13 protein-coding genes are annotated in these 14,014 nt (G+C 47.1%); all 13 read left to right on the forward strand.

Features of this window, described 5'->3' with window-relative positions; translation table 11 throughout:
- Positions 1 to 62: 62 nt before the first annotated feature.
- The 13 genes from dapB (at position 63) to CXK86_RS09365 (ending at position 14,001) form a co-directional block, all read left to right on the forward strand.
- Positions 63 to 866, forward strand: coding sequence for a 4-hydroxy-tetrahydrodipicolinate reductase (gene dapB / locus CXK86_RS09305; RefSeq protein WP_036607633.1), 804 nt, complete (start codon positions 63 to 65; stop codon positions 864 to 866).
- A gap of 11 nt (positions 867 to 877) precedes the next feature.
- Positions 878 to 1,318: a methylglyoxal synthase gene (gene mgsA / locus CXK86_RS09310; protein ID WP_017687735.1), complete on the forward strand. Its 441-nt coding sequence runs from the start codon at positions 878 to 880 to the stop codon at positions 1,316 to 1,318.
- Positions 1,315 to 2,013 carry a bacillithiol biosynthesis deacetylase BshB1 gene (bshB1, locus tag CXK86_RS09315; RefSeq protein ID WP_076250012.1) on the forward strand — a complete coding sequence of 233 codons (699 nt, stop codon included), beginning with the start codon at positions 1,315 to 1,317 and terminating at the stop codon, positions 2,011 to 2,013. Before mgsA ends, bshB1 begins: the two co-directional genes overlap by 4 nt.
- A 99-nt stretch (positions 2,014 to 2,112) precedes the next feature.
- Complete coding sequence (bshA, locus tag CXK86_RS09320; RefSeq protein WP_036672009.1) at positions 2,113 to 3,273, forward strand: N-acetyl-alpha-D-glucosaminyl L-malate synthase BshA; 1,161 nt, start codon at positions 2,113 to 2,115, stop codon at positions 3,271 to 3,273.
- Positions 3,274 to 3,335: 62 nt separating this feature from the next.
- On the forward strand, positions 3,336 to 4,634 hold the full coding sequence (locus CXK86_RS09325) for a CCA tRNA nucleotidyltransferase (RefSeq protein ID WP_036672006.1): 1,299 nt from the start codon (positions 3,336 to 3,338) through the stop codon (positions 4,632 to 4,634).
- A complete protein-coding gene (locus CXK86_RS09330) occupies positions 4,621 to 5,598 on the forward strand; it encodes a biotin--[acetyl-CoA-carboxylase] ligase (protein WP_047843547.1) in 978 nt (325 codons plus the stop codon). The genes CXK86_RS09325 and CXK86_RS09330 overlap by 14 nt, the downstream gene beginning before the upstream one ends.
- A gap of 343 nt (positions 5,599 to 5,941) precedes the next feature.
- The gene (gene panB / locus CXK86_RS09335; protein WP_076250598.1) at positions 5,942 to 6,820 is read left to right on the forward strand and encodes a 3-methyl-2-oxobutanoate hydroxymethyltransferase; all 879 of its coding nucleotides are present in this window, start codon (positions 5,942 to 5,944) and stop codon (positions 6,818 to 6,820) included.
- A complete protein-coding gene (panC, locus tag CXK86_RS09340) occupies positions 6,817 to 7,713 on the forward strand; it encodes a pantoate--beta-alanine ligase (RefSeq protein WP_076250013.1) in 897 nt (298 codons plus the stop codon). The genes panB and panC overlap by 4 nt, the downstream gene beginning before the upstream one ends.
- Complete coding sequence (gene panD, locus CXK86_RS09345; protein WP_017687742.1) at positions 7,706 to 8,089, forward strand: aspartate 1-decarboxylase; 384 nt, start codon at positions 7,706 to 7,708, stop codon at positions 8,087 to 8,089. The genes panC and panD overlap by 8 nt, the downstream gene beginning before the upstream one ends.
- 117 nt (positions 8,090 to 8,206) lie before the next feature.
- Positions 8,207 to 8,830: a tetratricopeptide repeat protein gene (locus CXK86_RS09350; RefSeq protein ID WP_306068488.1), complete on the forward strand. Its 624-nt coding sequence runs from the start codon at positions 8,207 to 8,209 to the stop codon at positions 8,828 to 8,830.
- Positions 8,831 to 8,972: 142 nt separating this feature from the next.
- Positions 8,973 to 11,834 carry an ATP-dependent DNA helicase DinG gene (dinG, locus tag CXK86_RS09355; RefSeq protein WP_076250015.1) on the forward strand — a complete coding sequence of 954 codons (2,862 nt, stop codon included), beginning with the start codon at positions 8,973 to 8,975 and terminating at the stop codon, positions 11,832 to 11,834.
- Between the two features lie 219 nt (positions 11,835 to 12,053).
- Positions 12,054 to 12,707 (forward strand): redox-sensing transcriptional repressor Rex, encoded by a 654-nt coding sequence (locus tag CXK86_RS09360; RefSeq protein WP_076250016.1) that lies wholly within the window; start codon positions 12,054 to 12,056, stop codon positions 12,705 to 12,707.
- Positions 12,694 to 14,001 carry an amidohydrolase gene (locus CXK86_RS09365; RefSeq protein WP_076250017.1) on the forward strand — a complete coding sequence of 436 codons (1,308 nt, stop codon included), beginning with the start codon at positions 12,694 to 12,696 and terminating at the stop codon, positions 13,999 to 14,001. The genes CXK86_RS09360 and CXK86_RS09365 overlap by 14 nt, the downstream gene beginning before the upstream one ends.
- The last annotated feature ends 13 nt before the right edge of the window (positions 14,002 to 14,014 follow it).

Genomic DNA, 14,014 nt, shown 5'->3' on the forward strand with positions numbered 1-14,014 from the left:
TTTCTTTTGAGTAGAAATGGATTCAACGATATGATCCAACATAGCGAGGAGATGCAGTCAATATGAGTGAAGTAATCAGAGTTGCCGTGATCGGAGCGGCTGGCCGTATGGGCCGTGAAGTTGTGAAATTGGTACTTCAGGACCCGGAATTGGAGCTTGCAGCGGCTGTCAACCGCTCCGGAGCAGGCACGGATGCAGGAACCCTTGTTGGTTTGCCAGAGTGTGGGGTGCTGGTGACTGATGATATCGAAATGGCTTTTGCCGAAACAAAACCTCAGGTTATGGTTGATTTTACAGTACCACAATTTGCGTTTGCACATACTGAGATCGCGATCCGTCATGGAGTCAGACCTGTCATGGGTGTTACTGGCTTCACGCCGGAGCAGATCGAACAGTTGGACAAGCAGTGCCAGGACAAAGGAATTGGAGGGCTTATTGCCCCTAACTTCTCGATTGGTGCCATTTTGATGATGCGATTCGCAGCACAGGCTGCCAAACATATGCCAAATGTGGAGATCATCGAATATCACGGAGATCAGAAGCTGGATGCTCCTTCAGGAACTGCGATCAAAACAGCGGAACTGATTGCTGCCAATCGGGAAGAACTTCGTCAAGGTAATCCGAATGAGGAAGAAACGATTGAAGGATCACGCGGCGGGTATTACAATGGCTTCCGAATTCACAGTGTACGATTGCCTGGTGTATTCGCGCAGCAGGAAGTTGTTTTCGGAGACTATGGACAGTCACTCAAAATTCGGCATGACTCCTACGAGCGCGCAGGTTATATGCCTGGTGTTAAGATTGGTGTGCAAAAGGTTATGGAGTATACAGGAATGATCTACGGATTTGACCACTTTATCGACTAAAGGAGATTGTCATGTTGAAAATAGCATTTATCGCCCATGATCGTAAAAAAGAAGAGATGGTTAACTTCGTGACGGCATATGAGCCTGTTTTTACGGACCATCAATTATATTCTACAGGAACAACAGGCCTTCGTATTATGGAAGGAACGTCTCTGAAGATTCATCGATTCGAATCAGGCCCATTGGGCGGAGATCAACAGATTGGAGCTTTGGTTGCGCAAAATGAGATGGATCTGATTATTTTCTTGCGCGATCCATTGATGGCACAACCTCACGAGCCGGATATTAATGCGTTGCTACGTCTTTGTGATGTGCAGGGAATTCCACTTGCCACCAATATCGCAACCGCTGAGATTCTGGTTAAGGCTCTGGATCGTGGCGATTTTGCCTGGAGAGAGCTGGTACATAAGTACAAGCCGGAGGCTGGATTGAATTCAGGTGATTCCGAATGAGTCTGGATATTCTCATCTTTGGAGCACATGCAGACGACGCGGAGATTGGTATGGGTGGAACGATTGCCAAACATACCGCTGCCGGCTTGAAAGTAGGCGTGTGTGATCTGACTCGTGCTGAGATGTCTTCCAACGGAACAGTAGAGCGCAGAACCGAGGAAGCGGAGCAAGCCTCCCGCGTCCTCGGTCTTTCGTGTCGAACGAATCTGGGGCTTCCTGATCGTGGCTTATATCTTACGCCTGAACATGTACAGGAGGTGACGGCTGAGATACGGCGTCATGCCCCTCGGATGGTGTTTGCTCCGTATTGGGAAGATCGTCATCCGGATCATGTCAATTGCAGTAAGCTTGTACAGGAGGCTGTATTTAACGCCAAGCTTCGCAACTACATGCCGGACATGCCTGCCGTGCAGGTGAAGGAACTTTATTTTTACTTTATTAATGACATCGGGCCTACGGATTTGATTGTTGATATTACGGAACACTATGAGCAAAAAGAAACATCATTGCTCTCTTATCGTTCCCAATTCGAACTGGGAGACGGAGCGGTCTCGACGCCATTGAATCAAGGGTATATTGAACGTGTAAGAGCCCGTGATTCCTTGCTCGGACAACGCAGTCTCATCCCGTTTGCAGAAGGTTTTGCTACAATTACACCTTACGTGGTTCATCAATTTGGCCCGGGTGCCCAATAAACGATTTCACATTTTACGTTTAATGAAACGAAGGGTTTCATTATTCCATTGCATTATATCAACCTGCATGAAGCGGGAGATCAAAGGAGCGTCCACAGGATGGATAAAAAGCTAAAAATCGGCATCACCTGTTATCCGTCCCTCGGCGGGTCTGGCGTTGTCGCAACGGAGCTGGGCAAATTACTTGCCGAACAGGGGCATCAGGTTCATTTTATTGCCAACAGTATCCCGTTCAGACTGGGTACGTTCCAGAAAAATATTTTTTATCATGAAGTTGAAGTAAATGATTATTATGTTTTCCGTTACCCTCCGTATGACCTGTCACTGGCAACAAAGATGGCTCAGGTGGCTAAGTCACAGCAGCTGGATCTGCTGCATGTTCATTATGCCGTGCCCCACGCAGTATGTGCCTTTCTTGCGAAACAAATGGTAGGGGACGGCCTTAAAGTGGTTACCACGTTACACGGAACGGATATTACGGTTCTGGCTCAGGATGAATCTCTGAAGGATCTGATCCGTCTAGCCATTAATGAAAGTGACGCGGTTACTGCCGTATCACAAGATTTGATTCGAGAAACGGTCGAATTGCTGGATATTCAGCGTCCAATCGATCTAACCTATAATTTTATTGACAAACGAATATATTATCCGCGGGATGCTGCCAGTCTGCGAAGAGACTTTGCTACGCCTGACGAAAAAATATTAATGCACATCTCCAATTTCCGACCGGTGAAAAGAACTCAGGATGTGGTAGAGGTCTTCCGTCAGGTACAGGAGCAGGTTCCTGCCAAACTGTTATTTGTTGGTGAAGGACCTGATTTGCCGAAGATGCAATGGAAGATTAATGATCTCGGCTTGAATGATAAAGTTCATTTCCTTGGCAAACAGGATGACATTGCTCAGGTCATTTCCATGGCAGACGTGTTGATGCTTCCATCGGAGAAGGAAAGTTTCGGACTTGTGGCGCTCGAAGCAATGGCTTGTGGCGTACCCACAATCGGTTCACAGGCCGGAGGAATTCCGGAACTGGTCTTACATGGTAAGACGGGGTATTTATCCGCGATTGGGGATACACAATCCATGGCCGAGAACACCATCCGTTTATTGACGGACGATCGTTTGGCTGCTGAGTTCAGGGAAGCATGTCTTCAGCGCGCGCATCACGACTTTTGCAATGATGCTATTCGGCATGAATATGAACAGATATATTACCGGGTGTTGGGAAGGGAAGTTCCGAATCTGAAGCCGGTTTGCGGTTAATCATTTCTTTGACGAAATCATACTGTGCATACCACAACAGGCAAGAGAAGAGGTGATATGTGGTGGTTCAATGGACACAGGTAGATCGTGAAATGGCAATGCAGAGTGAGAATGTACTCACAACATTAAACAAACATGGCTACAAGGCATATTGGGTAGGTGGTTGCGTTCGTGACGAATTGCTGGAACGTGTTGTGGACGATATGGATATCACGACATCTGCTTCTCCTGAGCAAGTCATGGAACTGTTTGACGATTGTATTCCTACAGGTTTACAACACGGTACGGTTACCGTTCGTTCAGGCGGTTATTACTTTGAAGTGACCACATTTCGAACAGAATCCGAATATCAGGATAATCGCAGACCTGCTGCGGTTCAATTTGTTCAGGATATCAAGGAAGACTTACAGCGGCGCGACTTCACGATGAACGCTCTGGCTATGGACGTCACTGGGACAATCGTTGATCCGTTCGGTGGACAGGCAGATATCAAGGAAGAGCGAGTCAGATGTGTGGGTTCTGCGATGGAACGATTTGGTGAAGATGCACTGCGGATGCTCCGCTGTGTCCGGTTTGCTTCCGTATTTGATTTCAAAATTGCCCATAACACGTGGAAGGGTCTTGTAAGGCAGAAAGACCTGCTTCAACATATAGCAATGGAACGGGTACGTACCGAGATGGTAAAAATGATGTCTGGACCGCATCCTTTAAGAGGGTTGGAGCTGTTATACAGAAGTGATTCCCTTGCGCATATCAAAGCGCCGGTAAGCTCGACCCGATTTAACAAGATGTTGTTATCCAATTTGGAACAATTGTCAGGTCAGCATGTGTTGCTTCGTTGGTCACTCATCCTGATTGCTGGCGGTTATAGCAAGGATGAAGCAGATGTATTATTACGTCAGTGGACATTCTCCAATGAACATCGTTCTCGTATAACAGGGGTCCTTCAGGTGGAACAGTTGATTCATACTTCCGTTCAGGAGCCGAAGGATACGGTCAGTCTCCGTTCCGATTGGATCGTTACTGTTCTGGCTTGTGGCGTTCAGGCGGCGGATGATTGGCTTCGAATACAGTCTGCACTGCCAGCAGAATGGCGGAATCAGTCCGAACCGGCAGAAATGCAGGTTGTATTAGTACAAGAGCTTGCAGCCGAATGGAGTCAATCGATCCCTGTGCATGACTTGAAAGAGTTGGATATTACAGGGGAACAAGTGTTACAAATGGTGCAGCGCAAAGGCGGGCCTTGGCTGGGGCAACTAATGAAACATTTGTTACGAGAAACGGCGATTGGAACGATAGCGAATCAGCATGAAGCACTAAGTGCAGAAGTGAAGCGGGTGGTTCAAGATGACCAAACATGAAGATCTGTTACATATGTTATTAAATGCAGAAGGACGATTCGTATCGGGTGAAGAGATCAGCCGTAATCTGTCCATCAGTCGGACCGCTGTGTGGAAACATGTGAACAAGTTGCGAGACATGGGTTATGAGTTTGAAGCGGTATCCCGCAAAGGATACCGTCTGTTAACGAAGCCGGATAGCATTGACGCTACTGGCCTCCAATTGGCCCTGGATACAACCGTATTTGGCCGTAAGGCTGTTTTGTTGGCTTCGACCCTGTCTACGCAAGGGGATGTTCTCAAGCTAGCTGAGCAAGGGCAGGCAGAAGGCGCTGTGGTCATTGCGGAAGAACAAACAGGAGGAAGAGGACGTTTCGGTCGACAGTGGTTCTCTCCTCCGGGTAAAGGAATCTGGATGAGTGTCCTGTTACGCCCTGATCTACCACTTCAGCATACGCCGCAGCTAACTTTATTAACAGGAGTGGCTGTATGTCGTGCCGTTCGAGCTTGTTCAGGAGCTGATGCGGGCATCAAATGGCCAAATGATGTGTTGATTGACGGACGCAAGGTATGTGGCATATTGCTTGAATCTACGGTAGAAGATCATGAAGTCAGATACTGTATCGCAGGTATAGGCGTTGACGTGAACTTTGATCCCGAGGATTATCCGGAAGATCTGACCACAATCGCTACTTCGCTCAAGATGGAGACGGGTCAATCCGTTGATCGCACCAAACTAACGGCTGCCATTTTGACGGAGCTTGAACAGTTGTATTTTTTGTATCAAAAAGAAGGATTTGGCGTAATCTCAGCTCTATGGGAGGCCCTGTCCGTATCGATGAATCGAGAGATTACAGTGACGAATCCTCATGGTGTCATTGAAGGGAAGGCAATTGGTCTTGACCCTTCTGGTGCACTTATCGTGGAGAAGCACGATGGAGAACATACACTAATCATCTCTGGTGAGATTTCCTGGAAATCATAAACAATTTGTCGAATTTCCACTGGTAAAATGAACATAAGACGTGAAGTTTGAGCAGAACTTTGGTATACTGTGTTCGTGAGGCGATATCGGCAAATGCAGACCGAATTGCACTCCCGTAACAGTAACCTTTGTTCTGCTTTGATGTGTTTTATACAAGCAGACCGCAGTGCAAGAATGAAATACGTTTAAGTGAGTTGTTGGATTCTGCTCTGAGCCGAAGAGGACCGAGACAGAAGGGACGATCGCAAGTGACTCTTTTTTGACTTTTCGGGACTTTTTAGTGGAAAACTAAAAGGTTTTTTTTGTTGCGTTTATTTGAAAAGAAGAAAGGAGCCATGAAAAAATGGCGAACAAACAAGCGTTGAATATTGTGAAAATGAAAAAATATAAGCAGGATGGCGTGCCGCTTACCATGATCACGGCTTACGATTATCCAACAGCGCTCCTCGCAGAGGAAGCAGGTATCGATCTAATCCTGGTTGGTGATTCACTCGGCAATGTAGTACTGGGTTATAATTCGACGCTTCCGGTGACCATCGACGACATGGTATACCACACACGTTCCGTAGTGCGCGGTGCTGAGAAGACGTTTATTGTGGCTGATATGCCTTTTATGACGTATCATGGCAGCGTGGATGAGACGCTTAAGGGTGTCCGTCGACTGATGCAAGAGGGGCATGCCCATGCGGTTAAAATGGAAGGCGGAGTTGAGATAGCGGACACCGTCAGAGCAGTTGTGCAAGCAGGCGTGCCTGTTCTTGGACATATCGGACTGACACCTCAATCGGTTAATCAGATTGGTGGTTACCGCATTCAGGGCAAGGATGCAGCGGATGCGAAACGTCTGATGGACGAAGCCAAAGCCTTGGAAGCTGCAGGTGCGTTTGGCATTGTGCTTGAACTGGTTACGGAAGAAGTTGCACGGGCGATCTCGGAGGAACTGTCCATCCCTACCATCGGAATTGGAGCAGGACGAGGCTGTGATGGTCAGGTACTGGTATTCCACGATGTGGTTCAATACGCCTCTCCGTATACGCCCAAACGATTTGTCAAAACCTATGGAGATGTGGGTACATTAATCAGAACCAGCATCGAAGCTTACGTGAAAGAAGTGAAAGATCGTTCGTTCCCGGCCGAAGAGCATGTATTCAATGCGGCGGATGGTGTTCTGGATCAACTGTACGGCGGACAACGCAAGGAAAAGGTGGCGAGTAACTCATGAAAGTATTACGGACAATCGCAGAGTTAAGACAGGAACTAAGTTTGAAGCGTCAAGCGATTCGGTCCAGTGCGTCTGTTGTAGGTCTTGTACCAACAATGGGTTATCTTCATCAAGGTCATGCAAGCTTGATGCAGGCAGCCAGACAACAGAGCGATATCGTGGTATTAAGCATATTTGTTAATCCAATTCAATTTGGCCCTAATGAAGATTTTGACAGCTATCCGCGGGATGAAGCCAGAGATGTGGAAACAGCACGCTCACAAGGAGTGGATATCGTATTTATTCCCTCTGTTGAAGAGATGTATCCACAGGCAACGCAAACGACCGTATCTGTCTCAAAACTGACGGAGCGCTTATGTGGCGCTTCACGTCCAGGACATTTTGACGGGGTAACAACTGTAGTCTCCAAGCTCTTCAACATCGTACAGCCACAGCGTGCATTTTTTGGAATGAAAGACGCTCAGCAGGTTGCGGTCATTCAACAGATGGTGAATGATTTGAATATGCCTGTAGAAATTGTACCCTGTCCGATTGTTCGCGAAGAGGATGGCCTTGCCCTCAGTTCACGTAACGTCTACCTTAACCCAGAACAGCGCACACAGGCCTTGGTTCTATCGAAGGCACTACGTGCAGCTCAGGAAGCCGCAGATACAGGTGTAGCTACTACAGCCGCAGATATCCGTCGTATTCTGCGCGAGCACATTGCAACCTCACCGCTTGCCGTTATCGACTACGCCGAGATTCAGGCTTTTCCAAGTCTGGAGCCGCTCACAGATCAGGAAGAAGTTCAAGGCCGTGACGATCTGCTCATTGCACTTGCGGTGAAATTCGGAAAAACAAGATTGATTGACAATATAAGGTTGCAAAAATCGGAGGTACTGTCCCATGTTTAGAACACTGATGAAATCCAAAATTCACCGGGCTACGGTAACGGAAGCCAACTTGAACTATGTGGGTAGTATTACCATAGATGAAGACTTGATGGAAACATCCGACTTGATGGAAAACGAGAAAGTGCAAATTGTGAACAACAACAATGGTGCACGTCTGGAAACATATGTGATTCCAGGACCACGCGGAAGCGGGGTCATATGTCTTAACGGCGCAGCTGCACGTCTGGTACAGCCTGGAGATAACGTCATTATCATTTCTTACGCCATGATGTCGCAAGAAGAGGCAAATACTCACAAACCAACCGTTGTATTTGTAGATGGACAGAATAAACCTGTACAAACGATGAAACAGGAAGTCCACGCAACAATTATGTAATCGACTGGTAAGGAGAATGAAATCGGCCCTTGAAGCAAAAAATGAGTACAGGTCACTGCACTAATCCATTTTTTCAAGGGTGGGGATGCATCGATGTTCCAGCATGTTTTCGCAGAAATGAACGACATGTTAGATGAAATTATCAAGAGCTATCCTTCCGCTGAAGGCCTGAACAAACAAGAATTGTTGCAAAAGTGGAACTTGCTTAAGCGGATGAGTGACGGAATGCTGGATGAATGGCTGATGTTTGAAGAAAAGATGAGCCAGGTGAGGGAGCGAGAGATGGATAAGCCTGCTTCCCTTGAACCGGAACAGGAAGCTGTTACCGCTCTGCCTGAACTCCATCTGGAATGTTTCAGTCGAGGTCAGGGTTATTTCAAATTACAGATGTATCCGCAGGCGATCATGCAATTCTCCCGGGTTGTGACCGACCATCCGGAGAGTGCATTAACTCGTTTTTACCTGGCGCTGGCGTATCTGAATCTGGAACAAATGGCGGAAGCCGGAACACATTTACAGCAGATCATGTACCTTAAAGGTTCACCTCGCTTGAAAGGGCTTGTGTGTAACGCCCTGGGCTGTATTCAAGTCAAGCTTGCGAATCCCGAAGCTGCATGTTCACTCTTTGCACAGGCCCTTCAGTATGACCCGACATTGACCGAACCACTGTACAACATGGAAGCTTGCAGGTTGAACAGGGGAAAATTGCAATATGCTAATCAGCTGACGACCCTTCATTAAGCGGGAATTCGGCGACAAAAAAACGGTGTTCCCTCCTTTGGCATAGCGGCGGGGACACCGCTTTTTTGTTAGTTAATTTTCAAATCCCCTTTTTTTTGCTATGCTGTAACATAGACTGGAATGGAAGGGACCGTACATTGCAATGAAATTTGCCGTATTGGATTTCGAAACAACCGGCACGCAGTCCGACGGTGAGATTATACAGGCCGGACTTGCCATCATAGATCATGACTACAGCATAACTCAAATATATAGTTCTTATGTGAACCCTGGTGTACCGATTCCCCCGTTTATTTCGGGGTTGACGGGTATTACCGATGCAGATGTGGCGGACGCTCCTTCACTCGAAGAGATGATGATGGAGATGGTTCCGCTGCTTAATGATGTGGTGCTTGTTGGACACAACGTCGCTTTTGATTTTCACTTTTTGCAGAATGCTCTTGACCGTTGCGGTTATTTGCCGTTCACTGGCCGCATTCTGGACACGATTGATTTTCTGAAGATCACATTCCCATCACTGGGTTCTTATCAACTCGGTTATGTGTCTTCCGAATTTGGATTTCAACATGATCGCCCTCACCAGGCAGACAGTGATGCACTGGCGACAGCCTATGTGCTACTCAAGTGTCTGGATGAGTTAAAGGAATTACCGCTCATAACGATTCAGCGCCTCAGTGACCTGTTTGCACCAGAAGACAGTGACTTGGGTTGGTTCTTGGACGGGATGCGCAGTGAGAAGGAAGCAGAGCCGATTCAGGATCTGGACGGACATACCTATTATCGTCAGCTTGCTCTTAATGTAAGTGATTGGACCGATATTGGTGCACCACGCGATGAGCGGGAGGCTAACCCCCTCGATGGTGTAAGCTTCGAACAGTTTATGGACCAGGTTCGGGAGAACCTGAAGGATACGCTGGATCATTACGAAGAGCGTGAAGCGCAGACTCAGATGTTCAGCAGTGTAAGGCAAGCCCTGGATGAAGAGAAACATCTCTTGATCGAAGCTGGAACGGGTACCGGTAAATCTCTAGGGTATCTGTTGCCTGCTATTTACGAAAGTGTGAAGCAAGAACAGAAAGTTATGGTTAGCACGCATACGATCAATCTGCAGGAGCAATTGAGAGAGCGGGACATTCCGATGCTGACTCAAGTGGTTCCGTTCCCGTTTAAGGCTGCTGTATTCAAAGGACGTGGACATTACCTGTGCCTGCGCAAATTTGAACACAAAATCAATAAACGTGAATTCGCCACACCGAAAGAGGATTATTTCACAGCTGCTCAGATGATCGTCTGGCTTACGCAGACCGAAACCGGAGATGATGAGGAACTTAACCTTAGCGGACGCGGAGGGGACTTCTGGGAGACCGTACAGAGTGAATCCGAATCATGTCTGGGAAGATCCTGTCCATGGTTCCGTAAATGCTTCTACCATCGTGCCAAACATGAAGCAGGGTTGTCTGATATCGTAATCACCAATCACTCCAAATTATTTACGGATGTGAAAGCCGCGCATCAGCTGCTGCCAGCCTATGAGAGTCTTGTGATCGATGAGGCACATCATCTGGAGGATGTCGCTGGTAAACATCTTGGAATGCATATGAAATATTTCACCTTGGTTCATACACTGACCCGCCTATTTAAAGACAGTCGTAATGGTCAGCTACCTATGCTTCGTTCGCAGTTTTCCGGGCATGAAAATTCGGTGCAATGGGGCTCCATGGTGGATCAGATGTTCCCGCTTGCTCTTGAAGTTAAGGAGCTGTGGGATCGTATGAGCGATGCCTTGTTTGGTCTCTTGCCTGAACGAAGTGATGCTTCACCGGGAGAGACGGGGCAATTTTCACTGCGTCTGAAAGCATCTCAGAAACCTGCAAAATGGCAGGAGTTGCAGGATCTGGAGAACCAGATTTATGTGACTCTGGGCGATTTGGTTCGCAAAGGGGACAAATTGCTGCTTGAAGTGAAAGAGGATCAGGATGATTATCAATCGGATAGTCTGATCACGGACATTACAGGATTGCTGAAAGATCTGACCACATTGAAGGAGAATCTACGTTTCTTCATGCGTATGGATGACGCCAAAACGGTGTACTGGATGGAAGCCAGCGGTCAGTTCCGCAGTAAATCTCTTCAGCTGTATGCCGTACCTGTAGATGTCAGTGCCCAACTTAAGGATTTATTTTTTGACAAAAAGAAAAGTGTTGTGCTTACATCGGCTACGCTCTCGGTAGATAAGTCATTCCAGTTCATGATTGAGCAGCTTGGCTTACAGGAAGCCTCTGAGAATAATCGGCTGTTAACGTCGATGCTGCCATCACCTTTCAACTATCGCGATCAGGCACTTCTGGTGATTCCGCGTGATTTCCCGAGTGTGAAGGGAAGTGTGGGTGATGCGCACTTTGTTAATATGCTGGTGCAATCACTTGCAGAGACGGCAATTGCTACGCGTGGACGCATGATGGTTCTGTTTACTTCATACAAGATGTTGCGACAGGTCTATGATCCGCTGAAGGAGGCACTGTCTGGCAACGACATCTCGTTGCTTGGGCAAGGCGTTGACAGTGGAAGTCGTTCCAAATTGACTCGCAGGTTCCAAGATGCCAAAGCAACGGTACTTCTGGGCACAAGCAGCTTCTGGGAGGGTGTAGATATCCCGGGAGAGGCGTTAACTTGTCTCGCTATTGTGCGACTGCCGTTCCAGCCACCGAATCATCCGTTGGTGGAAGCCAAGAGTGAGTTGCTTCAGGAGCAGAAGAAAAATCCGTTCATGAAACTGTCCGTGCCACAAGCGGTCATTCGTTTCAAACAGGGATTTGGCCGATTGGTACGTACAGCAAAGGACAGAGGAATTGTCATTGTTTATGATACACGGGTGATTGAAGCGTATTATGGTAAATTCTTTTTATATTCATTACCTGGACCCAAAATGGAGCATATGCTCACGGAGCAGATGGTTCCACGAATTACCGAGTGGTTGGAAAAACCTGCTAATGAACAAAAATAATGGTTGTTTTGTTCGTTATATCATTGCATGACACTATCGTTTGGCGTTAAACTTTATTAGATATTTCCGTATCCGATTAAAGTAGTTGCACGTAAGAACTTATAACCTAAATTACAAGGAGCATTCTGTATAAAATGTCACGTTTATCTTTGAGTTTTATACAGAATGCTCATCTTTTCATCTATTATTTTATCGTGGCCTTGGTAAGGGGGAGCAAGAATGAAATCGGATAAAATTTCGGAAGCGGTGGTACGACGTCTGCCTGTTTACTTGCGTTATTTGAACGAGTTGCATCAGCGTGAGGTGGCTACTGTTTCTTCTCAAGAGCTTGGACAGAGGCTGGATCTGAATCCGGCCCAAATTCGTAAAGACCTGGCTTACTTCGGTGATTTTGGTCGTAAAGGGATCGGGTATGATGTATCCTATTTGATCGAGAAAATTCGTCACATTCTCAAAATCGATCAGCAAATTAATGTAGCTCTGGTAGGAGCGGGTAACCTCGGTCAAGCCTTGTCCAACTACAACGCATATCTGAAAGACAACATGAAGATTGTTGCTGTATTTGATGCATATGGACCGAAGATAGGTAGTCAAATCAACAGTTTGACGGTAAAACCAATGGATGAATTGACGGAAGCGGTTAAAATGGAAAACATTCGCATCGGAATTATCACGGTTCCGGATACGGAAGCCCAAAATGTAGCCGATCAGCTTATTGAATCAGGAATTGAAGCGATCCTTAATTTTGCACCAACCATTCTAAAAACACCGCCGCATATCCGCATTCACCATGCTGACTTTACAACAGATCTGCTTAGTTTGGCCTATTACTTGGATACTGGAAAGGACGACGAGGAAGATGACAACAAATAGATGGGTAATTCACAATGGCAAATTTGCTGTTAATGAAGGCGGCACAACATGGAACGTGGTCCAAGGATACATGGTTGTTGAGAATGACAAGATTGTGCATATTGGTGAGACATTGCCGGATGAAGACAAAAATTGTACCAAAGTGGATGGAAAAGGACTGTTCTTCCTGCCGGGTCTGATCAATACGCATGGTCATGCAGCGATGTCGTTGCTCAGAGGGCACGGAGACGATCTTGCATTGCAAGTATGGTTGCAGGAAAAAATGTGGCCGATGGAAGCGAAAATGACTTCAGAAGATGTATATTGGGGAACTTCGCTATCAGTGCTTGAAATGTTGAAAGGCGGAACTACAGCTTTCCTGGACATGTACGATCACATGGATCAAGTTGCCAAAGTTGTGGAGCAATCCGGCGTTAGAGCGGCACTGGCACGTGGTGTAATCGGGCTGTGCTCGGAAGAAGAACAATTGCGGAAGCTGGAGGAGTCGGCAGCGTTTGCACGTGAGTGGAATGGACAGGCAGATGGTCGCATTACAACCGTAATCTCGCCACACGCCCCATATACATGCCCTCCTGACTACATAGAGAAGCTTGTGCAGGTCGCGAACGACCTAAACCTTCCCCTTCATACACATATGTCGGAAACGCTTCGTGAAGTCGAGCAGAACGTGGCTGATTATGGACTGCGTCCTGTGGCACATCTGGAGAAACTGGGCTTTTTCTCTCGTCCATCCCTGGTTGCACATGCGGTGCATCTGAATGACGAAGAGATTGAGATTCTGGCCCGCCATGATGTGGCTGTATCCCATAACCCGGGAAGTAATCTGAAACTCGCTTCCGGTGTTGCGCGGGTACCTGCGTTGCTGAAAGCAGGAGTTACCGTGTCACTCGGAACAGACGGTCCAGCAAGTAACAACAACCTGGATATGTTCGAGGAAATGAGACTGGCTGCATTGATTCACAAAGGTGTATCTGGTGACCCGACGGCAGTGCCAGCAGGCGAAGCGTTATTACTCGGAACGTCATACGGTGCCAAATCCATCTTCTTGAATAATACCGGAGCACTTCAGGTTGGCATGAAGGCTGATTTTATCGCCCTTAACATTGAACAGGCACATTTCTATCCACATACAGACCTGATCTCACATACGATTTACTCGGCTTCTGCCAAAGATGTTGAACACGTATGGGTGGATGGAAAACAAGTAGTGAAACATGGCGAATGTCTGACGCTGGATGAAGAACGCATTTTGCGTGAGTCTCAATTGGCATTTGATGGTCTGCTTGCTCGTTAATTGCAGGACAGCA

Origin of the sequence: Paenibacillus sp. BGI2013 (assembly GCF_002843485.1) — a bacterium.
Classification (GTDB): domain Bacteria; phylum Bacillota; class Bacilli; order Paenibacillales; family Paenibacillaceae; genus Paenibacillus; species Paenibacillus amylolyticus.

Bases quoted from the DNA above. Each gene is read 5' to 3' on its own strand.
- dapB (WP_036607633.1), top strand. From the start codon at position 63: ATGAGTGAAGTAATCAGAGTTGCCGTGATCGGAGCGGCTGGCCGTATG.
- mgsA (WP_017687735.1), top strand. From the start codon at position 878: ATGTTGAAAATAGCATTTATCGCCCATGATCGTAAAAAAGAAGAGATG.
- bshB1 (WP_076250012.1), top strand. From the start codon at position 1,315: ATGAGTCTGGATATTCTCATCTTTGGAGCACATGCAGACGACGCGGAG.
- bshA (WP_036672009.1), top strand. From the start codon at position 2,113: ATGGATAAAAAGCTAAAAATCGGCATCACCTGTTATCCGTCCCTCGGC.
- CXK86_RS09330 (WP_047843547.1), top strand. From the start codon at position 4,621: ATGACCAAACATGAAGATCTGTTACATATGTTATTAAATGCAGAAGGA.
- panB (WP_076250598.1), top strand. From the start codon at position 5,942: ATGGCGAACAAACAAGCGTTGAATATTGTGAAAATGAAAAAATATAAG.
- panC (WP_076250013.1), top strand. From the start codon at position 6,817: ATGAAAGTATTACGGACAATCGCAGAGTTAAGACAGGAACTAAGTTTG.
- panD (WP_017687742.1), top strand. From the start codon at position 7,706: ATGTTTAGAACACTGATGAAATCCAAAATTCACCGGGCTACGGTAACG.
- CXK86_RS09350 (WP_306068488.1), top strand. From the start codon at position 8,207: ATGAACGACATGTTAGATGAAATTATCAAGAGCTATCCTTCCGCTGAA.
- dinG (WP_076250015.1), top strand. From the start codon at position 8,973: ATGAAATTTGCCGTATTGGATTTCGAAACAACCGGCACGCAGTCCGAC.
- CXK86_RS09360 (WP_076250016.1), top strand. From the start codon at position 12,054: ATGAAATCGGATAAAATTTCGGAAGCGGTGGTACGACGTCTGCCTGTT.
- CXK86_RS09365 (WP_076250017.1), top strand. From the start codon at position 12,694: ATGACAACAAATAGATGGGTAATTCACAATGGCAAATTTGCTGTTAAT.